Here is a 24,845-nt window from a genome sequence, read left to right as displayed (position 1 = left end):
TTGTCTCCTTTTGTGCACTGATCTCTCTGCGGGACGTGGCAAGCTGGTTGTCACCAGTGGCATACGCGCCCAAGCGCTTGATGCAGTGCTTAGCCGCAGAGTCAATCGGCTCTGAGTCCTGCTCCGGTTGCAGGGACACAGTCCGGTGAAGTCACGCTTGAGGAGCACCGCCTGAACGGCGGCATCGTGATCGCCCAGCTTCTGGGGGCAGTTCAAAACTGTGGCGATGTGGCTTCGCCTCCGAGCTGTGCTCACAGGCGAGGCGGGTTGGTCAACCGCTTGGTACTCAGATCAGACCGAGTTCATTCCGGCCGAATGCCGCTCTGGCGGATCACTTGGCGCCATTTTTCGGTGTCGCGCTTGATGTAGGCGGTGAGTGCCTCGGCGCTGCCCGGACTGGGTTCTGCCCCTTGGTCCCTCAACTGGCGAACCACTCCCGGGTCCCCCAGGCAAGCCTGCAGAGCTTGGTTCATGTGCAGGACCAGCGCTTTGGGTGTCTTGGCGGGCGCGAAGAGGCCATACCAGATCTCATACTCAAGCCCGCTGACCCCCAGTTCACTGAAGGTCGGCACCTGCGGCAGGCTCGCATGGCGCTTGGTTGCCGCGACCGCCAATGGCTGTAGCTTGCCCACCTGGATGTACTGAATCACGCTGGGGATGGCATTGATGCCGACTTGCACATGTCCGGCAACCAAATCATTCACCGAGGGGGCCCCGCCTTTGTAGGGGATGTTGACCAATCGTGTACCGGTGGCTTGCTGGAACGCTTCCATGGCCAGGTGGTTGGGGCTGCCCACGCCGCCGGAGCTGTAGTTCAATTCACCGGGCTTGCTCTTCAAGAGACTCAACAGGCCGCCCAGCGACTTGACGCCCAACGACGGTGTGGCCGTGAACACGGGAGTGTTGGTGAGCACCATGCCGACGGGTGTCAAGTCGCGCTCAGGTTGGTAGGCCAGGCGGGTCTTGATCATGGGCTCGGTCACGATGTGGGAGCCTGCGCCGAGTATCAAGGTGTAGCCATCTGCTGGCGCCGACGCCACCGATTGGAAGCCGGGTGCGCCGGGCTTGTTGTCAATGATGACGGGCTGTTTCAACTGCTCCGACAGCCGGGTTGCAATCACACGCATGGCCGTGTCGGCTGCGGCCCCCGCTGGAAAAGGCAGCACGATGCGCACTGGCTTGTCTGGATAGGCTGCCAGTGCATTGGTGCCCACCAGCACGAGGCCACACGCCAAAATCTTCAATCGGTTCAGCAAGGGTAAGAGGGGCTTTTTCATGTTGTTTCCCAGGTATCGGGTGAAGACTTGGTCTGAGGTTGCAGCAAGTGATTTAGCTCGGCAGACAGCCCGTCCAGCATGCATCGCAAGGCTTGCACCAGCAGGCCATGGCCAGGCGTCAGCGTGAACAGGGTTTCGTCCATGTAGAGCCCGCGGTTCAGCTCAATTTGCAGGCTGTGCCTGTGATCCATCGGCTGGCCATGTCGGCGGATCAACTCGGCCCCTTCATAGGGGTCGTTGATGGAGACACTCAGCCCCTGGTCGCGCAACAACTGCGCCACTGCCTGTGTCACTTCGGGTGCGGCAGTTTGGCCGTAGAGGTCGCTGACCACCACATCGGGCCGGGGCCGACCGACATCCAGGTTCATGGCGTTGCCCACCGACTTCATGGAATGGCAGTCCAGATGCAGGCAATGGCCGAAGCGCCCCTGAGTGGACTCGATCAGCGTGGTCAGGGCCGTGTGGTATGGGTCGTAGTAGGCAGCTAGCCGCCGCTCAACTTCCCCAACGGGCAGGGCGTGGTTGTACATCGGCACCCCTGGCAATGCCAGGCGCCGGATCAAGCCGAAGCCGCGCTCGGACTTGTCGCTGGGTGCCAAAGGGCCTGGCCAGGGTGCGTCGAGCATGGTCGGATCGATGTCGTCGCGAGCACGGTTCACATCGATCAAGGAGCGGTGGAATCGGGCTGAAAGAACGGGCGCACGCCCGTCCACAGCCTGAGCCCAGAGCGCATCCACATGGGCGTCCCAGGAGGTTCGGATGGCGGACCAGGGGGCCAGCGTGGGAACGTCCTCGGGCCAATGAGGCCAGCTGTGCGGAGAGTCGATCACCAGGGGGAGGCGTGCTCTGTCTGGCCTGGCCGGCAACAGATCGTAGGCCAGTGATGGGCCTGATTTCAGAGGAAGTGGGGTCAAGCTAGGCTCCCGCTTCAGAATCGATGCATCATGCCCACCCCCAAGCCGGTGGCCAGGGTGTTGGGCAGGTGGCTGTTGCTCACGTCGCGATCAACAAACACATACAAGGTGCTGCGCGCACTCAGGCTGTGGCTGTAGTCAGCCTGAAACTTCTTCAACTTGCCGGCTCGGTCGAGTTGCACGTCGCGCTGCATGAAGTTGGCCGTGACGCGGTGCACGCCAAAGGGCACGGTGGCGCCGATCAGCCACACCTTGACGGCCGAACGGGCGCCCGGTGCGGCATTGAACTGTTCCTGGCTGAGCAGGGCATAGGTTTTGAAGCTCGGTGCCTCATAGCTGGCCACTGCCTGGGCTTTGTTCTTAAAGTCGTTGGCCAGGAAGCCCCCCTTCTTGTCATCCCAGCCGTAACCTGTGCCCACGCCCCAGGGGCCGTTTTTGTAGTTCAGCGCCACCTGGTACTGCTTGAAGTCATCGGGTGATTTCAGCGCTGGATTGCTTGTCGTGGTCGTGCCCTCAGGGCCTGCCAGATTGACCCGAGCCACCGCATTGAACCCGCCCAGGTCGGGGGTCTTGTAGGTCACTGCATTGGACACACGGTTGTTGCCATTGAGCACCCGGGTGCCGATGGCGACCACTCCGGCATCGTGCACGATCCAGCGCAGATTGCGTGCGGCCTGGGAGTACAAGGGCGAGCCAGTGGGGGTATCAGAGTCAAGCCGTCCCATGTTGAGCGTGCCCCAGGGCCCGCGCAGACCGACATAGGCATTGCGCATCGGCGGCGAGACCATGCTGCCGTTGGGTGCGTTGATGCCGAACTCAATCCCGAACACTGCCTGCTGCCCTGCGCCGAGGTCCTCGATGCCTCTGAATCCCAGTCGCGACGTGTTGTCAGACATCTGCGTGCGACCGGTTCCGGCGGTACCGTAGCTCACATTGGACTTGGCCTCGGAATGCACAGTTTCCACGCTCAGGTCTAGGCGGCCGTAGACGCTCAGACTGCTTTGAGCGCGGGGCGCTTCCTGCTTGGTGTCATCGTCGGCGCTTGCGGGTCCGCACAGCGCTAACCATGCGGCAACGCCGGCCAGTGTCAGCTGACTTGCTGAGCTGTTTTTCATGAGGATCTTTCGTTTCGTTGTTTGAAATGACTTGCCGGCGATCGGTATCCTATGATTTCAAAGCCTCTCGATACAGCGATAACTGGCTTCAGTGATACATTCAATTCAAGTTTTTCAAGCAGCGAAACAGACGACTATCAAAAGGTACGCATTCTGATGACTACTGACTACACGGTCTCCGCTGTCGATGAAGCTGTAGCCCTCATGCTGTTGGTGGCCCAGAACCCAGGCCTTGGTGTGAGCGAGCTGGCTCAACGATCGGGCAATACCAAGGCACGCACCTTCCGCTTGCTTTACACGTTGGAGCAGCGTCGTTTGGTCACTCGCCTTGGCAAGAGTCCCACCTACCACTTGGATGTGCAGGCGCTCTACCTGGGCGTTGCTGCTCAAGAGCAGATTGACCTGGTGGGCTTGACCCGACCGCACTTGCTGGCGCTGGCTGGCGAGTGTCATGAGAACGTACAGCTTCGGGTGCGCGACGGTCTGGATTCGGTTTGTATTGATCGCTGGCAAAGCGCGCGTGATCAGCCCATTCGCAGCCAGGCCGGCAGTCGCCGCCGCCTGCATGCAGGCGCTTCCTGCAAACTGCTGCTGGCTTATGCACCAGAGGAGGTTCGACAAGCGTTGTTCTCCAGTGAGCTGCCGCGCTACACCCCGCAAACCTTGACCCACCGAAGCCGATTGACCCAAGAGATCAGTCGAATCCATGCCGAGGGGTACAGTGTTTCGATGGGTGAAATAACGTCTGGGTTTGGTGCTTTTGCCGCCCCTGTCCGAGGCAAGAGCGGCCAAGTTTTGGCAGCCCTCAGCATCACAGGCCCTACCGATCGCCTACAGGCCACTCAGATGCAATTGATCGCTCATCTGTGCAATGCGGCACGACGCATGTCACTGACGCTGGCTGGAGAAGTCGACGCTTCAACCCAGGCGGATGCGCGGACCTGATTGTTTCTGGCCCAATTCAAGGTGATGCGCGCAGGGTCATGGGGGCGTCATCCAGCGGTATCACCGGGTCGAATCTTTGTTAGTGAGTCGGGCGCTGGCTTTTGCCCTATCAAGGCTGGTCTCGATCACGAAGGTAGGACCGCCCCGCATTGATCATGCAGATTCTGCACAGGGCGCCCTTGGCGCTGGTAGTTCACGGCACCCGTTTGCTAAGCCAAGCGATCCTGGGCGCTGCGCAGGGGTGAACTGACTAGCGGTGACATGAAAACCTGTGTTGTGTGGGTGACCGCTGAGCAGAAGCATCAGCCACCTAAACAATGGCTGCGATGAATGCGCTTAGCCACCCTATTTCCAGCCTGATCTAATCGATCGCTTAGTTTTTGTCTTATGCACCACTGCGGATACCAAAAAACGAAGGGTTCATTGCGATTTTCTTGTGCCAGAGTTCAAATTCGCTAAAATCTAAGCGTTCATTGCGATTAAGGAGTTAAGCAATGCGCTTGCCGGTCACATCAGTCGAGAGCGTGGGTGCGGCCATCCGCGCCGTGCGCAAGGTCAGCGGCATCCGCCAGGACGATGTTCCAGGTGTCAGCCATGTGTTTCTGCGCGATCTGGAAAAGGGCAAAGACACCGTTCAGTTCGGTCGAGTCATCAAGGTACTCGAAGAACTGGGCATCCGCATGGTGCTGGAGGTGCCCGAGTCACAGGCGGAAGCCGTGACACTGGTCATGGACAAATATTTGCCCAAGGTCAGCACCCAACACACCCGGATCTTCAAGAGGGAGGGTGAGTGACCGTCCGCACACTCCACGTCCTCATCAACGGTGCTCTGGTGGGCACCCTGCGAGATGCGGACAACATCTGGGCCTTCCACTACGCCCGCACCTGGCTTGAAAGTCCAAACGCCTTCGCGCTGGCCCCATCCATCCCGCTGGCCAGCGACTGGCTGTTGGACGGCGCATCGGTACGGCCCGTGCAGTGGTTCTTCGACAACTTGCTGCCAGAAGAACTGATGCGTCAGATGCTGGCCAGCGAGGTTGATGTCGAGTCCACCGATGCTTTCGGCATGCTGGAGCGCTTGGGCATGGAGTCTGCTGGCGCTCTGGTGCTGCAGGCTGAAAACGCCGCGACTCCCGAGAAAGGCATGCAGCCGCTCATATGGAGCGATCTGTCTCAACGTATCCGCAACCTGCCCAGGGCATCACTGAACAAGGACGCTCCCAAGCGCATGTCTTTGGCGGGGGCCCAACACAAGATGGTGGTCCTATTCGATCCGCAGCGTAAGGCGTTGAGTGAGCCTCTGAAAGGCACACCATCCACCCACATCCTCAAGCCGAATTCCACGGCCGAGGGCTATCCGCACTCGGTGATCAACGAGACGTTCACCATGTTGCTGGCCGCGCGGCTGGGGCTCAACGTGCCGGAGGTCTGCCACTTGTACCTGCCTGAGGCCGTGTTCATCATCACACGCTTCGACCGCACACCAGGGCCCATCGAGCCGTCCCGAGTGCATGCGCTGGACGGTATCCAGATGCTCAACGAGCCCGCCTACAACAAGTACACCAGCGCGACGCTCCCCAAGCTCAAGGAGCTCATTGGTCAGTGCCGTAACAAGACGTTGGCGCGCTTGGAGGTGTACCGCTGGATTGTCTTCAACACCATGGTGGGGAACTCGGATTCGCACCTGAAGAACATCTCGTTCTTGGTGGACAGGGACGGTAAGCGGGTGGCGCCTTTCTACGACCTCTTATGCACGGCTGTGTACCACACGCGGGTTTATAGCGACGGCGATGCCGTTTGGCCCAACGAAAAGCTGGCGTCACCAGTCGCTGATGCGGATTACTTCGCCGACGTGACCTACGAAAAGCTCATCAACACCGGCATGGCGCTGGGGCTCAACAAAGCCACCGCCGCGCGCGAGGTCGGCAAGATCGTGGGCAAGCTGGGAGAGGCAGCTGACGACATCGTCAAAAAGCTGGAAGCCACCATGCTTGATCCAGAGGGTCCGCACGGCAACCCGACACTGGAGACGATGGGCGCTGAAGCCCGTCTCCTGCGATCCATCCGCATGGATGTGATTTCGGACATGCTGGCACGTGTGTGTTTGCCGTTCCAGACTGCGAAGAAGCCTCTATGAACAAGGCGATCAGCACGAGCGTGCCGGCGTATCCACGAGCTTTTGCGCTCAGAGTTTCTTGGTGTCAACCACAAGCGGGTACCCGAGCCTCCCTGACTGGACGGTGCAGGATCGACCGCTGCATTTTGTTTGCCATCCCCATCGCAGGCATTCATGCAAGGTGCGTGCATTGAGAGATTTTTGTGGCCAGCAGGGGGTGATCTTGCGACGCCAGTGTGCCCGACGAGGCGCCGCATGACGGCTCTCTTGGCTGATCCAGATTCCACTGGCGCGCGAGCCCATTTCAGAAAAATACCGTGTCCAGAATATCCCTCGCATCCCATTTGATCGAACACCCAGTGAGGTCTAGCGTTCTCTCAGAACTCGCAATGTGCATCGCCGGCGCGATTCTTGCAGATTGATGACGATCTACAAACCTAGATATTCAACATGTCCCTCACTCGCATCTTCAAAAGCGCAGAGTTCATGCAGCCGATAGAGGGCTACGGAGAGCCCATCCGCTCGGTCATCACACAGTCGGCCGAGGCGGTCGTCGTTGCGTGGCACCTCAACCCTGGGCAACGTATCGCTGCGCATGTTCATCCTCATGGGCAAGACACTTGGACGGTTCTTTCAGGTACCGGCGATTACCAACTAGAGCAAAACGGAAGGTCGCAAACCATTTCGCAAGGCTGTGTTGTCGTTGCCCCTACAGGATGTGTCCATGGTGTGTTCAATGACGGCAGCGAGCCTCTGATCTTCATCTCGGTTGTCTGTCCGGCCGAAGCCGGCTATGAACTCGCTTAGGCTGCAGCGTTTGAGGTGCAGCAGCCCAAAACCAATGTGAGAAATTCAACGGTAGTCTTTGTTTTCAGCCCCTGGTGAGGGCGCCGATGGCCTGGACAACCTGAAGTTGCTCTTTGGAGCTAACCGGACATCGACTGCGAGTGCGGCCAGCTCAACCTCCTGCAGCCTCAAGCAACAAAGATGCTGCTTCCCTTGCAGTACCGTTTGAAGTTGCTAGTTGGTCTGTGTGCCAAGGTTCGGGGCCGACGGGATATGAGGCACGACTTGAGGGACCTCGCGCGCAGTGCCTGACGGGTGGGCCCTGTTCAATTGGCGGAGCGGCAGCGCTTAAAGGGCTCGGCAGAGCGTCCGGGAACTTGGGGGAAGCCCACGCGACGAGCACGGCGGCCGAGGGGAGGGCGGTTCGCGGCGGCGGGGGCTTGGCACAGCCCCGCCTCCACTTCAGTGTGGTTGGATGTCGGCACGTTGCGTCAGCGTGACCAGACCCGACGCGGTCACCAAAAGGACAGCGCTGGCAGCAAAGGTGCTCAGGTAACCCTGGGCGTCGAACAGCAGGCCGCCCACCGTGGAGCCGAGCGCAATGGCCATTTGAACCACCGCAACCATCAGGCCACCGCCGGCTTCAGCGCGCTCGGGCAGCGCCCTGGCCAGCCAAGTCCACCACCCTGCGGGCGTGGCGCTGGCAACGAAGCCCCATCCCGTGAGCAGTGCGACCACCGCCAACTGCGATGTCCCCCAGACCATCAACGCCAAGGCGGCGCCAGCCATCAGCAAGGGCGCCAGCGCAAGAGTCCGGTACAGGCTTCGCTTCAGTGCCTTGTCGACGAGCAGCGAGCCGATGAGGCCGGCCATGCCGGTCACGAGCAGGATCATCGAGAGCGTCGACAACTGAACTCGCGTCACCGTCTCAAGAAAGGGGCGCAGGTAGGTCCACAGCATGAACTGCCCCGAAAAGAGAGCTCCCATCGCCAACATGCCAAGGGCGACGCGACGCTCTCCAAGCAAGGCGAGGACGTTGCCGCTGCGCACTGAGCGCTTGTCGGCTGGCAGTGAGGGCAGGCTGACCCACAGCCAGGCCAAGGCGATCAAAGAGGTCGGCACCAAGCACAGGAAGGCGCCCCGCCAGCCGATGGTGGCGCCTAAGTAGCTGCCCAGCGGCGGCGCCAGCACGGTCGCCAGTGCGTTGCCGCTGTTGAAGATCGCCAGCGCTCGCGGCACCTTTGTCGAGGGAACAAGGCGCATGGCGGTCGCTGCCGACATCGACCAGAAGCCCCCCACGACCACGCCGATGAGGGCGCGGCCCACCAGGTAGACGGTGAAGCTATCCGCCAAACCAATGACGGTGCCAGACAGGCCCATGAGCACAACCAGCGCCAGAAGCAGCGCCTTGCGGTTCATGGGGCCGGCGAGCATCGAGATGGACAGGCTGGTGATCACCGCCAGCACACCCGACAGGGCGATACCTTGGCCAACCAGCCCGTCGCTGACCTGGAGGTCCGCGGCGATGGGTGTCAGCAGGCTGATGGGCATGAACTCGGAGGCGATCAGGGCGAAGACGCAGAGCGCCATCGCGAAGACCGCGCCCCAATGGGCTGGCTCGTCTGCGGCTTGGCTGGGTGCCGGTGCATGGATGATCTGGGCGGCCATGGCTCAGGCCAGATGGCGGTTGAAGAACGCCGTCAGCTTCGTCCAGGGGATCAGGTTCACGCGGTCGTACAGGTCGACATGGCCCGCACCGGGAACAAGGTGCAGCTCCTTGGGCTCTGCTGCTCGCTGGAAGGCGTCCTCGCTGAATTCCTTCGAGTGTGCCTGATCGCCGGTGATGAAGAGCATCGGGCGCGGCGAGATCGTCTCGATGTCGTTGAAGGGATAGAAGTTCATGAACTTCACATTGCTCGTCAAGGTCGGGTGGGTGGTGGTCAGCGGCGATCCACCCGGAGGCGTGTACTCGCCCCGCGGCGTGCGGTAGAAGTCGTAGAACTCGCGCTGGATCGGGTGGGTCTCGGCGCTGAGCTCATGGACCGTGCCGCCCGTGTACTGCGTGGCCCCACCGCGAAACTCGGCATCGCGTTGGGTGGCTGCCGTGGCAATGACCTGCTGGCGTTGCTCTGGCGTTTGCGAGTGGTTCAGCGCGCTGCGGGTGGCCGTGCCCATGTCGTACATGCTCACGGTCGCAATCGCTTTCATGCGCGGGTCGATTTTGGCTGCGCTGATGACGAAGCTGCCGCTGCCACAGATGCCGATGGCGCCGATCCGCTCCCCGTCGACGAACGCTTGGGTGCGCAGAAAGTCCACGGCTGCGCTGAAGTCCTCGGCATAGATGTCTGGTGACACCGCATGGCGCGGCAGCCCCTCGCTCTCGCCCCAGAAGGACAAGTCCAGCGAGAGCGTGACAAAGCCACGTTCGGCCATCTGAGTGGCGTACAGGTTGGCGCTCTGTTCCTTCACCGCACCCATCGGATGTCCGATGACCAGTGCCGCGGCCTTCGCATGCCCGTCGAGGGCTTTGGGCGTGAACAGCTTGCCTGCTACCGCCATGCGGTACTGGTTCTTGAAGACCACCTTGCGCGTGACGACCTTGTCGCTGGCGTAGAAGTTGTTGGCCCCATCGGGCGCCGCCGCCAGGGCGGTGCCCGACATCAGGCTCAGCGCTGCGGTACCGGCAGTGGCTTGGAGAAGGAACTCGCGGCGATCCGCGGTGTGGTGCTTGTCTGAAGAGGGGTGCATGGCGGAGGCCTCCTGTGAGGCAGGTGAAGAAGAGGGCGGGGGGCCAGGCGCTTTGGCGCGCCTTGACGGGACGGAGGGGGGTTCAGTCCGGAGCCCGCTCAATGCGAACCCGGAACGGTCCTGGGCGTTTCAGTGTTGCCAGACCGGTGTCCACCCGACCCAGCCTGACGAGCCCTTGTGCACGCACGTTGCTGTCCAGGAAGATGGCCAAGTTGCCCCAGGGGGCGTAGTAGGTGAGCTCGCCTGCCTGGGGCGCATGAGCGGCTGGCGCTCCGGTGACGGACAGCTTGCGTGGCAGGTCGGCGATGCGCTCAATGACGCCGTAGTCCGTCAGCGTCAGCGTCAACGGCAGCAGCAGCAGGGCTGCAAAGTCACGTGCTGCTGCGGTGTCGTCCAGCGTGGCGGTGGCGACTTGGGCATCGACGTGCAGGTGAATTTTCATGGGTGGACCTTGTGCAAAGAGCGAAGTACAGACCAGCGCAGTCGCAACGCCCAGCGCGATGGCGAACCGGGATGTTCCCGGGTTGAGCGTCGATGTGGAGCGGAGACCTGGGTGCATGTGCAGGAGTTTGCGCAATGACCGCTCCGTTGACTAGATAATGAATTCAGAATAGGTCTATTAGAATAACTAATCAATAGAAGCCAAATAAAGCATGGCGCGACGCAATCTCAATGACCTGCTGGCCTTCGTCACCGTGGCGCGTGAAGGCAGCTTCACGCGGGCCGCTGCCACGCTGGGCGTGACGCAATCGGCTTTGAGCCAAACGATTCGCGGGCTCGAGGAGCGGCTGAAGATCAGGCTGCTGACGCGCACGACCCGCAGCGTGTCGCCCACGCCCGCAGGCGAGCGGTTGATGAACGCCATCGGGCATCGCTTCGATGAGATCGAGGCCGAACTGGACGAGCTGACCGCCTTGCGCGACAAGCCCGCAGGCACCGTGCGCATCACCTGCGGGGACCGGGTCATGCACTCGATCCTGCTGCCCAAGCTCATGCCTTTGTTGCGCGAAAACCCCGACATCAAGCTTGAGTTCGACATGAACTATGGATTTCGGGACATCGTGGCCGACCGCTTCGACGCCGGCGTGCGCATGGGCAGCACCATCGACAAGGACATGATTGCGGTGCCCATCGGCCCACCGCTGCGCATGGCCGTGGTGGCTTCACCCGGCTACTTTGCAGCCCATCCGGTGCCGAAGACGCCCCATGACCTCACACAACACCGCTGCATCAACCAGCGCATGCCCACCTCTGGTGGGCTTTACGTGTGGGACTTCGCGCGCAAGGGCAAGCAGGTCAATGTGCGCGTTGATGGCCCCTTGATTTTCAACACGGCCCCCCCGCAGGTGGACGCAGCACTCGCGGGTCTTGGTATCACGCTGCTGCCCGAGGACGAACTGGCGTCGCACCTGGAGAGTGGCCGCCTCGTGCGCGTCCTTGAAGACTGGTGCCCGCCGTTCGCCGGTTACCACCTTTACTACCCCAGCCGGCGTCAGCCATCACCGGCGTTTTCGCTGGTGCTGGAGGCTCTGCGGCTGGACCCCGCAACGCAGCGATAGCCCCCAGCGGAGAGGGCGCGCGCTGAGGGCCACGCCAATCTTCGATGAACCCCAAAAATGGACGTCAGGTGCTTCCACCTGACGTCCAGTCCAAAGGCCCAACGAAGCCGCCGGGCCAAAGTTCACGCGCATTGCCAAATCATTGCGTTGCTCAGAGGCGACCCGGTTGAAGCTGGCCGGCGCTGCGTCGGGCTCCACATGGCCTCGATAGCAACCCACCTGCGCCTTCACTGCCTGCCTCACGGCGAGCGATCTCACCTGATTGCCGAGCTTCTCCAGGGTGATGGCGCATGGCAAGACCGTGAGGCGGGTCTCTTACAGGGTCACGGCCGGACTGGTGTTTGGCGCAGCCGTCTGCGGTTCCGCCTCCCCCTCGGTCGGCCTGTCCTTCTGATGTGCCCAGCGGTACAGCATGGGCAGCACCAGCAGCGTCAAGGCCGTGGAAGACAGAATCCCCCCGATGACCACCGTGGCCAACGGGCGCTGTACCTCGGCGCCCGTGCCGGTGGCCAAGGCCATGGGCACAAAGCCCAGCGAGGCCACCAGGGCCGTCATCAAGACGGGCCGCAGGCGCGTCAGGGCGCCTTCTTGCACTGCGTCTTCCAGGCCCATGCCCTGTTCGCGCAGATTGCGGATGAAGGACAGCATCACCAGGCCATTCAAGACCGCCACGCCTGACAGGGCGATGAAGCCCACGGCCGCCGAGATCGACAAGGGGATGTCGCGCAGCCACAGGGCCAGGACACCGCCGGTCAGGGCAAAGGGAATGCCCGTGAACACCAGCAGCCCGTCCTTCACGTTGCCAAACATGGCAAACAGCAGCACGAACACCAGTGCCAAGGACAGGGGCACCACAACCTGGAGCCTTTGGGTCGCCGACTGTAGCTGCTCGAAGGTCCCACCCCAGCGTGTCCAGTAGCCCGAGGGGATGGGGACTTGATCGATCGCGGCCTGCGCTTGCGCCACGAAGGAGCCGAGGTCACGCCCCGTCACGTTAGCGCTGACTACCACCCGGCGCTTGCCGTCTTCGCGCGAGACCTGGTTGGGACCGGGGGCCAGCTCCAGCGTGGCGATCTCGGCCAGGGACACCGAGCGGGCCCTGGCATCTGTCCCCTGCTTGGGCAGTGGAATGGGGAGTCGCTTCAGGGTGTCCAGGTCTTCACGCACCGCGTCAGGCAAACGCACCAGGATGTCGAAGCGGCGGTCACCCTGGAAGAAGGTGCCGGACTCCCGCCCCCCCACGGCAATGGCCACCACATCCTGAACATCGGTCATGTTGAGTCCGTAGCGCGCCGCTTTGGCGCGGTCGATGGCCACCGTCAGCATGGGCAGGCCCGTGGTCTGCTCGACCTTGACCTCGGTCGCCCCGGGGATGGCTTGCAGTTTCTGGGCGATCTGGCTGGCGGTTTTGTTCAAGACCTCGTTGTCGTCACCGAACACTTTCACGGCCACATCCGATCGCACGCCCGAGATCAGTTCGTTGAAGCGCAGCTGAATCGGCTGTGAGAACTCGTAGTTGTTGCCGGGCACCTGGCCCGCAGCCACCCGGATGCCGGCCAACAGTTCATCGCGCGTCTTGCGTGGCTCGGGCCATTGGTCCATCGGTTTGAGCATGATGTAGCCGTCGGAGATGTTGGGCGGCATGGGGTCTGAGGCGATCTCGGCGGTGCCGGTGCGGGCAAAGATGCGTTCGATCTCCGGAAACTTCGACAGCAGGTGGGTCTCCAGCTGCTTTTGCATGGCCACCGATTGGCTGAGGCTGGTGCCCGGCACCCGCAGGGCCTGCACCGAGAAATCGCCTTCATTGAGGTTGGGCACGAACTCGCTGCCCAACTGGGTGGCCGCCACCCCGCAAAAGAGCACCAAGGTCGCGGCCAGGGTACCCACCACCGGGGCGTTGGCCAGGCTGCTGGCCAACAGCGGTTTGTAGCGGCGCTCGGCCCAGACCATCAGGGGGTTGTGCTTTTCCGACACGCGCTGACTCATGAACAAGGCGACGGCAGCGGGGACAAAGGTCACCGACAGCAGCATGGCGCCCAGCAGCGCCAAGAGCACGGTGTAGGCCATGGGGTGGAACATCTTGCCCTCCACACCGGTCAGGGCCAAGATGGGCAGGTAGACCACCATGATGATGGCTTGCCCGAACAGCAGCGGGCGGCGAGCCTCCTGCGCGGCGGCGAACACTTCCTGGAAGCGCTCTGCGCGGGTCAGTGCCCGGCCCTGTTGGACCTGGGCTTGCGAGAGCCGACGCACGCAGTTCTCCACAATGACCACCGCACCGTCCACGATGATGCCGAAGTCCAGCGCCCCCAGGCTCATCAGGTTGGCACTGATGCCCGTGCGGACCATGCCTGTGAAGGTGAACAGCATGGACAGCGGAATCACCAGGGCCGTGATCAGGGCTGCCCGCAGGTTGCCCAAGAACAGAAAGAGCACCGCCACCACCAGGGCGGCGCCCTCGATCAGGTTTTTCTGCACGGTGCGTACCGCCTTGTCGACCAGGTGGGTGCGGTCGTACACCGTGACGGCTTTGACGCCCGGTGGTAGGGACTTGTTGATCGCCGCCATTTGCTGGTCCACCGCGCGCGAGACGGCCCGGCTGTTTTCGCCCATGAGCATGAACACGGTGCCCAACACGACCTCTTGGCCGTTCTCGGTGGCCGCGCCGGTGCGCAGCTCCCGGCCGATCTCGACCGAAGCGATGTCGCGGATCCGGATGGGCAGGCCCTGGGCGCTGCCCACGATGATGTCGCGCAGGTCGTCCATCGACTGGACCTGGCCGGGCGCGCGCACCAAGTACTGCTCGCCCAGGCGTTCGATGTAGCCCGCACCCTGGTTCGCGTTGTTCTTTTCCAGGGCGTTGACGATGTCCGTCAGGCTCAACCCATAGGCGGCCAGTCGCTCCAGGCTGGGCGCCACGGCGTACTGCTTTTCAAAGCCGCCAATGGAGTTGATCTCCGTCACCCCGGGCACGTGGCGCAGTTGGGGCTTGATGACCCAGTCCTGAATCTCGCGCAGGTCGGCGGCGGTGTAGGGGCTGCCATCGGGCTTGTGGGCACCGGCTTCGGCCTCCACCGTCCAGAGGTAGATCTCTCCCAAGCCGGTGGAGATCGGCCCCATGGTCGGCGTGACGCCAGAGGGCAGTTTGTCGCGCGCTTCCTGCAAGCGCTGGTTGACCAACTGGCGGGCAAAGTAGATGTCCGTGCCGTCCTTGAAGATGACGGTCACCTGGGACAGACCGTAGCGCGACAGCGATCGGGTTTGCTGTAGGCCAGGCAAACCGGCCATCACGGTTTCGATGGGGTAGGTGATGCGTTGCTCGGTCTCCAGGGGCGAGTAGCCAGCCGCACTGGTATTGACCACAACCTGAACGTTCGAGATGTCCGCGACTGCATCCACCGGCAGCCGGCTGTAACTGAAGGCGCCCAGGCCCGCCATGGCCAAAACGACCAGCATGACCAGCCAGCGCTGCTCAATGCAAAAACGAATGAGTTTTTCAAACATGGTGTCGCTCCCGCTCAATGACCGTGCTCGGCACTGGACTTGCCCAGCTCGGCTTTCAACAGGAAGGCGTTCTCCATGACCATCCGGTCACCAGCTGCGAGGCCTTGAAGAATTTCGACTTGGTGGCGGTCGGTGCGACCGGTTTTCACCGGTACGGCGCGGAACCCGCCATCGACCACCCGGAACACGCTGGGCTTGTCTTCCACGGTTTGCACGGCGCTGAGCGGAACCGCCAGCGCCACGGGCTGTTCGGTGCCCAGCACGCTGGCGGTAACGTACAGGCCAGGCCGCCAGGCGCCTTGTGGATTGGCCAATGTGACCCGCGCCCGTGCCGTGCGGGTCTGTTCGCCAATCAAGGCGCCGACGTACGAGACCTGGCCTTCGGCCTGTTCGGCAAAGGCCGTCGAGCTGACGGCCACCTTCTGTCCCACGCGCACCACGGCCAGATCCTTGGGGGCCACGGCAAACTCTGCCCAGACCGTGCTGAGGTCTGACAGGGTGAAGATGTTGGCGTCTTCGCGCACGGCCTCGCCCAAGGCGAGGTGCTTCTCGACGACCATGCCATCAAAGGGTGCTCTGACCTCGAAGCGATTGAGCTGCGTGGCGGTGGGGGCCGCACCGACAGCGGCCAGCTTTTGCAGCGCGTTGGACACGGCGATGTCCGCCTCGCGCAGCACGGATTGCGCTTGCAGGTAGTCTTGTTCGGCCGAAATCTTGTCCTGCCAGAGTTTTCTTTCACGTTCCAGCGTGACGCGGGCAGCCTCCTGGCGGCGTTGCGCTGTCAGCAATTCACTGCGCTGCTCGGACAACACGGTGCTGGCAATGACCGCCAGCACCTGGCCTTTCTTGACCCGCTGGCCCAGGTCGGCATGCACGGCTTCGACCACGCCTGCCAGCCGGGGCACCACATGGGCGGTCCGGTCCTCGTTGAAGCGGATCTCGCCTGGGAAATCGCTGGCGCTTTGCAACTTGGCGGGCCCTGCAGACGCGAACCCCAGGCCTGCGGCTTTTTGCTGCTCTGGCGTCAGTTTGACAAAGCCTTCTTCTGGCGCGGCGGATGGGGCGCCAGCCTGTTTGGCGCCGTGGGTGGCTTGGCTGGGCGACTCGTCGGCGTGATCATGCGAGGCTTCATCCTGGTGGGCTGAGCTATGTGACTTGTTCAGCACCAGGGCGGCGCTGCCCACGACGCCGGCGATCACGATGCTCAACATGGCGATGCGTTGTTTGTTGGTGAGGGTCATGTGGGTTCCTTCTTAGCGACCGAGGATGCGATCGATGACGGCGGCCGCTTGATGGGCACCCGCCAGGGTGTTCAGGTAGCGCGAGCGGGCTTGCAGCAGCGAGCGCTGGGCATCCAGCAACTCCAGAAAGCCAAACTTGCCCGCTTCCAGGCCTTTGCTGGCCGCTTCGTAGGTTTGTTGTGCGGCGGGCAGCACCGTCTCTTGCAGTGTTTGAAGGGATTGGTCGGCCATGGCGAGGCGGCTGGCGGCCTCTTGGAGTTCGGCCATGAGCCGCAGGCGGGTGGCCTCCAGCTCATCGCTGGCCTTTTCAGAGCGGCGCAAGGCCTCCAGGATCGCTCCCTGGTTGCGATCAAACACGGGCAGCGGGATGGACAGGCCCAGCACAGCTTGGGTCAAGCCCTGCTCGTTGTTCCGCTTGGCGCCCAGGCTCACCAACACATCGGGCGTGGACTTGCTCTGTTCCACGGCCACCAGGGCCATGCGGCGCTCTCGCTCCAGCCTCGCTGTTTGCAGGCTGGGGGCGCTGTCGAGCTGAGCCAACAAGGCCTCCAGGGCCGGGCGTTTGGGGGCTGCACTGGCTTCCCCCGCGACCCGTTCAAAGCTGGGCGAGGTTTGCCCCAGGAGGAGTGCCAGGCTGAAGCGCTGGGTTTGCAGCTCTGCCTGGGCCTCTGCGGCTTCGAGCTGGCTGTTGGCCAAGTCCACCCGGGCGCGCGTGTCTTCCACCGGCGAGGCTTTGCCGGCGGCCACGCGCTTGCCTATCGCGTCTTTGGCCCGCTGGGCGATCGCGGCCGAGTCGGCGGCCAAGCTGCGTCGCTCTTGCGCCAGCAGGACGCCGAAATAGGAGGCCGTGACGCGCGCGCGCAGTTCGGCGCGCGCCAAGGCCAGGTCGGCGACGGCCAGATCCTTGGAGCGCTCGGCTGCGGCCACCCGGGCTGGGCGTTTGTCGCCCAGCTCCAGCGGCAGGCCGAGGAGGGTTGTGGTCGTGCGCGTCCTGGCGCGCAAGTCTTCGACCGAGCTGGAAAGCTCTGGGTTTCGGCGCAAGCCAGCTTGGCGTAAGGCCCCGTCGGCGGCCTCAATTTCCCTGGCGGCGGCGGAGAGGCTGGGGCTGCGAGCCGCGGCCAGTTCAAGCGCTTGGTCCAGGGTCAGTGCGTTTTGCGCCCAAAGGGGCGCAGGGCTGAAAATGGCGGCCGCCAGCCCGAGCGGCCATAGAAATTTGTTCATCGAATCTCATGGTTAAAACCTGGGGATTCGGCGAAACGTTGCTGATCGGATGTTGGAGAAGAACGTCTCGCCGGCTAAGCGAGACGGAGCCACTGAGGGCGATCGGGGGCACGCTGAGGTGCGGAGGCCCCTTGTGGGCTGGGGGACGCGGGTGTGACGGTTGGCGCGCCGGCTGGTGGGAGAGCTTCAAAAGCAGGCAGTACCGCCACCGAGGACGCATGGCAGGCGCCGCAGTCCAGGTCGGTCATCAGCTTGGCGCTGCTGAGCGAGGGGGCTTCATCGCCCTGGTCATGCACATGGCTGTGGTGGCCAAAGTGCTGGGCCGCTGATGCGGTCGTTTCATGCTGGCAATAAGCGGCCGCCACTCCCCAAGACAATTGGAGCGGCAACAGCACAGCCACAAAAAACGCGATCAGGTATTTCATTGCGACGCGGATTATGTCGCATGACGGCGCTTGGGACGCCTGTCTGAGCCGCTGAAGTCTGGGGTCTTTGGAGCAACACAGGGCACCTGAACAGGAGGGGCTTTGAGGAAACGGTCTGCCAGTCCCGTTGGGGGCGAACCATTTCGCGGCGCTGACCACGGCGACTGCAAAGCTCAGTTCTCACGGCTTTTGCCAGTGCCGGCCGCCGTGCCTCTGGGCCTCTGGCTGGCGTCAAGATGCTCTGCGAACAGCCAGGCTGTCATACCGCTTGACGCCACAGCGCGGCACCGCGATGGAATGTCCTGTGCGCAGCCTTTGCGTTCACTGGTGCGTGCTACGCCTGAGGGGCTGAGATCACCTCATGCATGACTTGGAACCACCCCTGCGAAGACCCCAGAAGCCTCTGCTTATGTTTGCTACCGAACACAGTCAAAGAACTCGACGGAAGCCCACTACAGTCGTTTTTAAAATGATTTATTCGATAAAAAAGATCTGCAAAAACGGATTCGTATCACCTCCGACCAAGGCACCAAATGTCAACTCAACACATGTCCGTTCGGGCGAAGCTCACCGCAGCCTTTAGCGGTTTGACAGCCCTGATGCTTCTGGCATCGGGCTTGGCCATCATCGCTCTCTAGGATGCTAACCAAGCTTTTGAGTCCTTCGTGACGGGCATCAATGCCCGAGCCTCTCTGGTCAATCGAATACTGATCGAGGTGGATGCTCGGGCGATTGCGGCTCGCAATCTGGTGTTGATCACCAAGCCTGCCGAGCTGGAGCAAGAGAAGTTGGCTGTCACCCGGGCGCACGAGCAGGTTCAGAAAGACCTCACCGCTCTGAAAGAGCTGACGGCCAGCCCTGAGGTCCCTGCCGACATCAAGGCCCTGGTCAATGACATTGTTGTGGTCGAGCAAGCCTATGGCCCAGTTGCCCTGGGCATCGTCCAATTGGCCTTGCAGAACAAACGGGACGAAGCCATCGCCAAGATGAATGATGAATGCCGACCGCTGCTGGCTGAGCTGATCAAGAAGTCGCAGGCCTACGCCGAAGTAACCGCCAAACGGTCAGCGGCCATGGTCAAAGAGGCCGAAGAACACTACCGAATTCAACGCAATTGGCTTGTTGCAGCCTGCCTGATCGCGGTTGTGACGGCGGTCCTGACAGGCGCTTTGATCGTGCGCAGTCTGACCCGTGCTTTGGGCGCGGAACCCGGCTTTCTGGGTCAGGTGGCTCAACGGGTCGCCGAGGGAGACCTGGCCAACCTGGCTGGCGCTGCGACGGCGCCTCCCGACAGTGTTCTTGAATCGCTCGGTGCCATGCAGCAAAGCCTGGTCCAGATCGTCAGCCAGGTGCGCGGAGCCGCTGACTCGATTGCAACGGGGTCGGCTCAGATCTCAAGCGGCAATACCGATCTGAGCCAGCGAACCGAAGAACAGGCCAGTGCACTGCAGCAAACGGCCGCGACCATGGACGAATTTGGCAACACGGTGCGCCTCAACGCAGACAACGCCAAGACGGCCAGCGAACTGGCTCACAACGCTTCTGATGTGGCGAGCAAGGGGGGCATGGTGGTGGCCCAGGTGGTTGAAACAATGAAGGGGATCAATGACAGCTCCAAGAAGATCGGTGACATCATCGGCGTCATCGATGGCATCGCCTTCCAGACCAATATCCTCGCATTGAACGCTGCCGTGGAAGCAGCTCGAGCAGGTGAGCAAGGCCGCGGCTTTGCCGTCGTCGCCTCGGAGGTCCGGAGCCTTGCCGGCCGCTCAGCCGAGGCCGCCAAGGAGATCAAGGCCCTCATCGGTGCCAGCGTGGAACAAGTCGAGCAGGGCACGATGCTGGTGGACAAAGCGGGGCAGACCATGGAAGAAGTCGTCACAGCCATCGCTCGAGTGAGCCATATCGTCAGTGAAATCAGCTTGGCCAGTTCGGAACAAAGCTCTGGCGTGACCCAGATCGGCCAGGCCATCAATCAGCTGGATCAAACGACGCAACAGAACTCTGCCTTGGTTGAGGAGAGCGCCGCAGCTGCTCAAAGCCGGTAATACCAGGCCCAACAATTGGTGGAAGCGGTCTCCGTTTCAAACTGAGCACGTCGTCGCACCGCGCGTAGCCTATGGTAGCTACTGTCACTGGTCCACTCTCTGAAGTGCGCCCCTCTGATGTGCACAGTAGGAGAGTGAATTTGGCTAATTATCTAATCGGGCCCTGCGAGCTAGGAGCTGAAATTTTCTTTAAACCAAGTTAGATCCATAGTGATCTATGCCTAGCTGATCCTGCTAATTTCAAGACCCGCTATCTTTTGCGTGGCTGGCCGACTCAATTTAACGAATATTAAAATCTCCACAAAAATTGAAGTCAATATAATTGAATATCAAAATCAAAAACTCATGCGAATGAGATATCTAAAACAACCTTTGATGCGGCTAATTAAAAGATGTCTAGAAAAATCAGCCAAACGAGATTCAGAGTAAGCGGTCAATAGGCTCGGGTCGGTGTAAAAGATAACCTTGCGCATAATCAACTCCTATCACATGCAGCCGATTGAGCACATCGGAATTGTCAACAAACTCCGCCACCGTCTTGAGTCCCGAAAGTTGCGCAATATCAACAAAACAACGAACGGCAGCATCATCCAATTTGTCGAGTACCAGGTTGCGAATGTATTGTCCGTCGATTTTTAGATAGTCAACTGGTAAAGCCTTCAAATAGCCAAATGATGATGCACCGGCGCCAAAGTCATCCAGCGAGACCTTCACGCCAGCTTCACGGACCTGTCTGATGAAGATCACTGCATCTGCAAGGTTCGTAACTGCAGCTGTTTCAGTGATTTCGAGGCAAATTTTGGAGCAGACCAAAGGACCGACCTCTGCGAACAGTTCATAGACCCATGAATGAAAAGCCCGATCCCCCACCGACTGGCCCGATAGATTCACACTCAGACTTTCGATGTTGTTAGTTGCAGGCAGACTCTTCAGCCAGTTGACTGATCGACCTAATACCCACCGGTCAACCCGTGTAACCAAATGAAAGCGCTCGGCTGCTGGTAGAAATGAGCCGGGGAGTACCAACGACCCGTCCGCATTGCGCATTCGCAGCAGAACTTCAGCATGAATGCCCTGCGTCTGCGTCTGCGTCTTCAGGCACTCAATGCGCTGCGCAAATAGTTCGAAGCCATCGCCATCCAGTGCACTCTCAATTCGAGAGGTCCATTGAATTTCATGGTTTCTGGCACGCATCGAAGCGTCAGTATCAAACCAAACATGAACCCGGTTTCGCCCAGCTTCTTTAGCTGCATAACAAGAGGTATCTGCGGCCTGTTGAATAGTCGAGGTACTTGTCCAACGTTTATCTACCGGTACAAGTCCAATGCTTGCTCCGATTCGAAAGCGCCGGTCTTCGTGTATGAATCGAAAAGTATCCATTCGGTCGCAAATCTTCTGTGCAACGCGACAGGCTTGCTCCATCGTGCAATGTTCCAGAATGATCGCGAACTCATCTCCACCCAAACGAGCGAGTGTGTCACGGGCGCGTATAGCATCAGTAAGCAATTTGCTGACCTGTTGAAGCAGCTGATCCCCAATCGCGTGTCCACAAGCATCGTTGACCAACTTGAACTGATCGAGATCGATATACATCAGCGCGTGATAGCTGTCGTGCTCATGTGCATGTCGCAGCGTACGTGACATGCGAGTCTCAAACTCCGCACGATTGAGTAGACCTGTCAAGGCATCGTGGGTTGCACGATAAGTCATCTCTCCACTCAAACGTCGCTGCTCGCTGACGTCATGGAACACGAGGACAACACCCAGCATTTCGCCATTTGCGTTCAGTATTGGGGCTGCTGAGTCCTGGATGCCGTACTCAGTGTTGTCTCGCGATATCAGGAGCGTGTGGTGGGCCAACCCAACGATACGGCCTTCTGCCATGCAGGCTGCCACTGGGTCAGGCGCTGGCTCACGGGTCTCTTCGTTGACGATGTGAAAGATTTGCAGTAGCGGTCGCCCGACAGCTTCAGCAGATAGCCATCCAGTCATCTTCTCTGCTACTGGATTGAGCCAGCTGATCAATCCAGATGCGTCGGTTGTGATGACAGCATCGCCGATGGACCTCAATGTGACCCGCATCAATTCGTGCTGAGTTGCCAACTCCGTAGTTAGTCTGAGCAATGATTCGTCGCGACGCTTGCGTTCAGAGATGTCGATTTGTATACCAAACATCCATTCAGGACGCCCATCAGCTGTGCGCGTAATCAACCGCCCGCGATCTTCGACCCACACCCAATGACCTTGACGGTGCTTAAGGCGCACTTCGGTGACGTATACATCGGAACCACCTGCAAAGTGCTCCCTCAGAAGGGCACGAGTCTGAGACAGTTCATCTGGATGAGAGATATCGGCTCGAAATTGATTTGTCACCACGCCTAGCTCATCAGCAGGCCAGCCGAGAATTTCTCCCCAGCGTGGGTTGACTATCACCTCTCCCGTCTGAACATTCCATTCCCAGGTCCCCGCGTTCGTTCCTTCGATTAGGTTTCGAAGTCGGGCATGTTCTCTAGCAAGCTCGCGTTCCGCACGACGACGCATCGTCACGTCTTGGACGATCGCAAGGCTGCGTACCGATTGACCACTCTGATCGCGCTCAAGAATGGCTGATAGAAGTACATCGATGACTTCCCCTGTTCGGGTAACCATCTGATATGGCACGTCGTCACAGCGACCAGTTGCAAAGAATTGGGGAAGAACCTCATTGCGCGCACGGATACGGGATTCTTCGGTCATGAAATCTGACGAAGCTCGTCCGATTACATCCTCCCGGCGGTAGCCAAGGCTGGCTAGCCAGGCATCGCTGACATGCAACAGGCGACCCTGCGCATCAATCGAATGGAGCATGGCTGGCGTTGTCTCGTACATAGCCTGAAGGCGACTTTGTGTCGCTTCCAATGCCATTTTCTGCGTTCGGCGCTGTGAGATTTCTTGCAGCGTTCCTCTCAAGCCAATAATTTGTCCAGAGGGACTGCGTACGACTTCGCCACGCGTCTCCACCCAGCCGCAACTGCCATCGGATTTTTTGTAAGGCAGCTCCAGTTCGTAGGGTTCACCCGTTTCGACGGTTCGATCTACGTGCTTGGATAAATCAGCGTAGGCTTGTTCTTCAAAAAATTGGGCGTGGCCTGCAAAGGTTGGCGCAGGTAGTTCTGGATCGTAGCCAAAAATCGCATAGAGCTGTGTAGACCAGGCCACAACATCACTATCAATACGCCAAGTCCAGCTGCCGATGCCTCCTAGACGCTGCGCCTCCTCCAGTGCCAATTGAGCGGATTTAAGCGATGTGATGTCGTTGACTATCGCGAAGAAACCGCAAGTCTCGCCGTTAACACGGTCGGGCAGATAGTGCGCGACTGTATAACCAACAGTACCATCGGACTTAACCAGGCTACGCTCGAAATACTGCTCTTGACCGCCTAGCGCTGCGCAAATGTACACCTGATTCAACGAGAAAACCTGCTCGCCTAACAGGTTTTTCAAAGATGTCCCGAGCAGTTGATCAGACGTCAGACCGAACCACTCCTCATATGCCTTATTGGCAAATCGACAAAGTAAATCCTTGTCCCAATACGCGACCATGCCGGGAATTGCATCGGTAACTTTTTTGACAAATCGCTGGCCATCGAGAAGTGCTCGATTTGCAGCATCTGCAAGGTTACGTTGCTCCACCAAAGCTACCTCAAAGCGGTTACGCTCGCGGGCTGCAAACATTGTCCAGTAATAGGCTGGTCGTCCTAAATATTCACCTAGCCGAGAGTTCACCAGCACTGGTATGCGCGAGGTATCAGATCCAATTACTTGTAGATGGACCTCATGAATGTGGGCGTCACGAAATAGTGTTGGCCACACATGAGTCTGCAAAAATATCTTACTAGCTGGGGGGAGCAGATCTGAGAGCGACGTGCTGATAGCAACTTCACGCGACCTCCCCACCATTGCAAGAAGTTCAGAATTGACCTCCAGTACACGCCCCATGCCGTCTGTGATCAAAACGGCACAGGGCAACTCATCCAAATGTGTCATCGTGGGGACTTCGCGTCAGGCTGCAACAGCTGTGACTGCCATGTAGTCCCGCATCGCCTCTATGACCAGAGATGGATTACTCATGTGCCCACAGTGGCCTTCTACGTCAATGACCCGTAGAGTACTTGCGGGCATGTGAGCGTGAAGATACTCGCCAACACTCAATGGAGCTAAGTTGTCTTTACGGTGCTGAAGGAGAAGCGATGGTCGTGAAACCTGAGGCAGGTCGGCTCTGTTATCTGCGAAGAACGTGGCACGCGCAAACACGCGCGCGACCGCAGGGTCAGTTGAGCAGAAGCTGTCATTCAACGTATCCGCCACACCTCCTTGCCCAGAAGCACCAGCAACAACTGGCGCCAGGTACTGCGCCCAACCCATGTAATTCTGATCCATGAGAGCCAACAAACCCTCCAGATCTTCGCGCTCAAAACCACCAAAGTAATCAGGTGGGTCGTTCAAAAAGCAAGGTGATGGGCCTAAGAGTACAAGCCTATCGAACAGTGAAGGCCGATTGATCGATGCCAATATTCCAATGCTACAGCTAACAGAATGCCCGACGAAGGTTACACCTTCAGTCAAATTGAGTGCATCACAGACCTCGATGACGTCTTGTGCGTACCCTCGCAAGTCGCTGTATCGATAGGGGTCGAAGGCTGTACGGTCCGAGTTACCGCTGCCCACGTAATCGAAGACCACTTGACGGTGGGTCGCTGCGAAGGCCGGAATCACCTTGCTCCACATATCTTGGTTGCAACCGAAGCCATGTGCATAGAGCAGAGTTGGTCCAGCTTCGCCTAAAACTTTGACATTGTTTCGCTTCAGAACGTCCATAAATCACACCTACGGGTATGGGTTCAACATTCATGCACCGGTACGAAGTCTGCGCGACTTCATCTACCGCCTGTGTGCAGGATCACTTT

General features: G+C 60.1%; 18 protein-coding genes. 6 read left to right on the top strand and 12 right to left on the bottom strand.

What is annotated here, in order from left to right; genetic code table 11:
• Window positions 1-302 precede the first annotated feature (302 nt).
• The 3 genes from PSQ39_RS01430 to PSQ39_RS01420 all read right to left on the bottom strand — a co-directional run bounded on the left by PSQ39_RS01430 (window position 303) and on the right by PSQ39_RS01420 (window position 3,306).
• On the bottom strand, window positions 303-1,277 hold the full coding sequence (locus PSQ39_RS01430; RefSeq protein ID WP_273924811.1) for a Bug family tripartite tricarboxylate transporter substrate binding protein: 975 nt from the start codon (window positions 1,275-1,277) through the stop codon (window positions 303-305).
• Entirely contained in the window at window positions 1,274-2,107 is an 834-nt protein-coding gene (locus tag PSQ39_RS01425; RefSeq protein WP_273924810.1) for an N-formylglutamate amidohydrolase, read from the bottom strand. Before PSQ39_RS01425 ends, PSQ39_RS01430 begins: the two co-directional genes overlap by 4 nt.
• Before the next feature lie 98 nt (window positions 2,108-2,205).
• The gene (locus tag PSQ39_RS01420) at window positions 2,206-3,306 is read right to left on the bottom strand and encodes a porin (protein WP_273924809.1); all 1,101 of its coding nucleotides are present in this window, start codon (window positions 3,304-3,306) and stop codon (window positions 2,206-2,208) included.
• Between the two features lie 51 nt (window positions 3,307-3,357).
• Between PSQ39_RS01420 and PSQ39_RS01415 the strand changes: the two genes are divergently transcribed.
• The 4 genes from PSQ39_RS01415 to PSQ39_RS01400 all read left to right on the top strand — a co-directional run bounded on the left by PSQ39_RS01415 (window position 3,358) and on the right by PSQ39_RS01400 (window position 7,174).
• Window positions 3,358-4,251, top strand: coding sequence for an IclR family transcriptional regulator (locus PSQ39_RS01415; RefSeq protein ID WP_273924807.1), 894 nt, complete (start codon window positions 3,358-3,360; stop codon window positions 4,249-4,251).
• A gap of 494 nt (window positions 4,252-4,745) precedes the next feature.
• Window positions 4,746-5,045: a helix-turn-helix domain-containing protein gene (locus PSQ39_RS01410; protein WP_273924806.1), complete on the top strand. Its 300-nt coding sequence runs from the start codon at window positions 4,746-4,748 to the stop codon at window positions 5,043-5,045.
• Window positions 5,042-6,388 carry a HipA domain-containing protein gene (locus PSQ39_RS01405; protein WP_273924805.1) on the top strand — a complete coding sequence of 449 codons (1,347 nt, stop codon included), beginning with the start codon at window positions 5,042-5,044 and terminating at the stop codon, window positions 6,386-6,388. Before PSQ39_RS01410 ends, PSQ39_RS01405 begins: the two co-directional genes overlap by 4 nt.
• 429 nt (window positions 6,389-6,817) lie before the next feature.
• Complete coding sequence (locus PSQ39_RS01400; protein ID WP_273924804.1) at window positions 6,818-7,174, top strand: cupin domain-containing protein; 357 nt, start codon at window positions 6,818-6,820, stop codon at window positions 7,172-7,174.
• 441 nt (window positions 7,175-7,615) lie between these two features.
• Here the strand turns inward: PSQ39_RS01400 and PSQ39_RS01395 are convergent, their stop codons facing one another.
• The 3 genes from PSQ39_RS01395 to PSQ39_RS01385 form a co-directional block, all read right to left on the bottom strand.
• Entirely contained in the window at window positions 7,616-8,821 is a 1,206-nt protein-coding gene (locus tag PSQ39_RS01395; protein WP_273924803.1) for an MFS transporter, read from the bottom strand.
• 3 nt (window positions 8,822-8,824) lie between these two features.
• Window positions 8,825-9,814: an alpha/beta hydrolase gene (locus tag PSQ39_RS01390; protein ID WP_273925599.1), complete on the bottom strand. Its 990-nt coding sequence runs from the start codon at window positions 9,812-9,814 to the stop codon at window positions 8,825-8,827.
• 169 nt (window positions 9,815-9,983) lie between these two features.
• Window positions 9,984-10,343: a cyclophilin-like fold protein gene (locus PSQ39_RS01385; protein WP_273924802.1), complete on the bottom strand. Its 360-nt coding sequence runs from the start codon at window positions 10,341-10,343 to the stop codon at window positions 9,984-9,986.
• 211 nt (window positions 10,344-10,554) lie between these two features.
• Here PSQ39_RS01385 and PSQ39_RS01380 point away from each other — a divergent pair, with 211 nt between their 5' ends.
• Window positions 10,555-11,460, top strand: a complete 906-nt coding sequence (locus PSQ39_RS01380; protein ID WP_273924801.1) for a LysR family transcriptional regulator — start codon at window positions 10,555-10,557, stop codon at window positions 11,458-11,460.
• A gap of 315 nt (window positions 11,461-11,775) precedes the next feature.
• Here PSQ39_RS01380 and PSQ39_RS01375 read toward each other — a convergent pair whose 3' ends face one another.
• The 4 genes from PSQ39_RS01375 to czcI form a co-directional block, all read right to left on the bottom strand.
• The gene (locus tag PSQ39_RS01375; protein WP_273924800.1) at window positions 11,776-14,964 is read right to left on the bottom strand and encodes a CusA/CzcA family heavy metal efflux RND transporter; all 3,189 of its coding nucleotides are present in this window, start codon (window positions 14,962-14,964) and stop codon (window positions 11,776-11,778) included.
• A 14-nt stretch (window positions 14,965-14,978) separates the two neighbouring features.
• Window positions 14,979-16,205: an efflux RND transporter periplasmic adaptor subunit gene (locus PSQ39_RS01370; protein ID WP_273924799.1), complete on the bottom strand. Its 1,227-nt coding sequence runs from the start codon at window positions 16,203-16,205 to the stop codon at window positions 14,979-14,981.
• Between the two features lie 12 nt (window positions 16,206-16,217).
• Complete coding sequence (locus PSQ39_RS01365; RefSeq protein WP_273924798.1) at window positions 16,218-17,426, bottom strand: TolC family protein; 1,209 nt, start codon at window positions 17,424-17,426, stop codon at window positions 16,218-16,220.
• A gap of 74 nt (window positions 17,427-17,500) precedes the next feature.
• Window positions 17,501-17,851, bottom strand: coding sequence for a cation efflux protein, CzcI family (czcI, locus tag PSQ39_RS21745; RefSeq protein ID WP_409241968.1), 351 nt, complete (start codon window positions 17,849-17,851; stop codon window positions 17,501-17,503).
• Window positions 17,852-18,516: 665 nt separating this feature from the next.
• Between czcI and PSQ39_RS01360 the strand changes: the two genes are divergently transcribed.
• Window positions 18,517-19,899, top strand: a complete 1,383-nt coding sequence (locus PSQ39_RS01360) for a methyl-accepting chemotaxis protein (protein WP_273924797.1) — start codon at window positions 18,517-18,519, stop codon at window positions 19,897-19,899.
• Window positions 19,900-20,319: 420 nt separating this feature from the next.
• Here the strand turns inward: PSQ39_RS01360 and PSQ39_RS01355 are convergent, their stop codons facing one another.
• Both PSQ39_RS01355 and PSQ39_RS01350 read right to left on the bottom strand, forming a co-directional pair.
• Window positions 20,320-23,925 carry a bifunctional diguanylate cyclase/phosphodiesterase gene (locus PSQ39_RS01355; protein ID WP_273924796.1) on the bottom strand — a complete coding sequence of 1,202 codons (3,606 nt, stop codon included), beginning with the start codon at window positions 23,923-23,925 and terminating at the stop codon, window positions 20,320-20,322.
• A gap of 15 nt (window positions 23,926-23,940) precedes the next feature.
• Complete coding sequence (locus tag PSQ39_RS01350) at window positions 23,941-24,756, bottom strand: alpha/beta fold hydrolase (RefSeq protein ID WP_273924795.1); 816 nt, start codon at window positions 24,754-24,756, stop codon at window positions 23,941-23,943.
• Window positions 24,757-24,845: the final 89 nt, after the last annotated feature.

The sequence above is a fragment of the Curvibacter microcysteis genome, from assembly GCF_028649455.1.
Taxonomy (GTDB): Bacteria; Pseudomonadota; Gammaproteobacteria; order Burkholderiales; family Burkholderiaceae_C; genus Curvibacter; species Curvibacter microcysteis.
This window is presented reverse-complemented; position numbering and strand designations above follow the sequence as displayed.

What these genes read in the sequence shown, in the direction of transcription:
- PSQ39_RS01430 (WP_273924811.1), bottom strand. Translation starts at nt 1,277, where the DNA reads ATGAAAAAGCCCCTCTTACCCTTGCTGAACCGATTGAAGATTTTGGCG.
- PSQ39_RS01420 (WP_273924809.1), bottom strand. Translation starts at nt 3,306, where the DNA reads ATGAAAAACAGCTCAGCAAGTCAGCTGACACTGGCCGGCGTTGCCGCA.
- PSQ39_RS01415 (WP_273924807.1), top strand. Translation starts at nt 3,358, where the DNA reads ATGATTTCAAAGCCTCTCGATACAGCGATAACTGGCTTCAGTGATACA.
- PSQ39_RS01410 (WP_273924806.1), top strand. Translation starts at nt 4,746, where the DNA reads ATGCGCTTGCCGGTCACATCAGTCGAGAGCGTGGGTGCGGCCATCCGC.
- PSQ39_RS01400 (WP_273924804.1), top strand. Translation starts at nt 6,818, where the DNA reads ATGTCCCTCACTCGCATCTTCAAAAGCGCAGAGTTCATGCAGCCGATA.
- PSQ39_RS01395 (WP_273924803.1), bottom strand. Translation starts at nt 8,821, where the DNA reads ATGGCCGCCCAGATCATCCATGCACCGGCACCCAGCCAAGCCGCAGAC.
- PSQ39_RS01390 (WP_273925599.1), bottom strand. Translation starts at nt 9,814, where the DNA reads ATGTCGGGCACCGCCCTGGCGGCGGCGCCCGATGGGGCCAACAACTTC.
- PSQ39_RS01385 (WP_273924802.1), bottom strand. Translation starts at nt 10,343, where the DNA reads ATGAAAATTCACCTGCACGTCGATGCCCAAGTCGCCACCGCCACGCTG.
- PSQ39_RS01380 (WP_273924801.1), top strand. Translation starts at nt 10,555, where the DNA reads ATGGCGCGACGCAATCTCAATGACCTGCTGGCCTTCGTCACCGTGGCG.
- PSQ39_RS01375 (WP_273924800.1), bottom strand. Translation starts at nt 14,964, where the DNA reads ATGTTTGAAAAACTCATTCGTTTTTGCATTGAGCAGCGCTGGCTGGTC.
- PSQ39_RS01370 (WP_273924799.1), bottom strand. Translation starts at nt 16,205, where the DNA reads ATGACCCTCACCAACAAACAACGCATCGCCATGTTGAGCATCGTGATC.
- PSQ39_RS01365 (WP_273924798.1), bottom strand. Translation starts at nt 17,426, where the DNA reads ATGAACAAATTTCTATGGCCGCTCGGGCTGGCGGCCGCCATTTTCAGC.
- czcI (WP_409241968.1), bottom strand. Translation starts at nt 17,851, where the DNA reads ATGAAATACCTGATCGCGTTTTTTGTGGCTGTGCTGTTGCCGCTCCAA.
- PSQ39_RS01355 (WP_273924796.1), bottom strand. Translation starts at nt 23,925, where the DNA reads ATGACACATTTGGATGAGTTGCCCTGTGCCGTTTTGATCACAGACGGC.
- PSQ39_RS01350 (WP_273924795.1), bottom strand. Translation starts at nt 24,756, where the DNA reads ATGGACGTTCTGAAGCGAAACAATGTCAAAGTTTTAGGCGAAGCTGGA.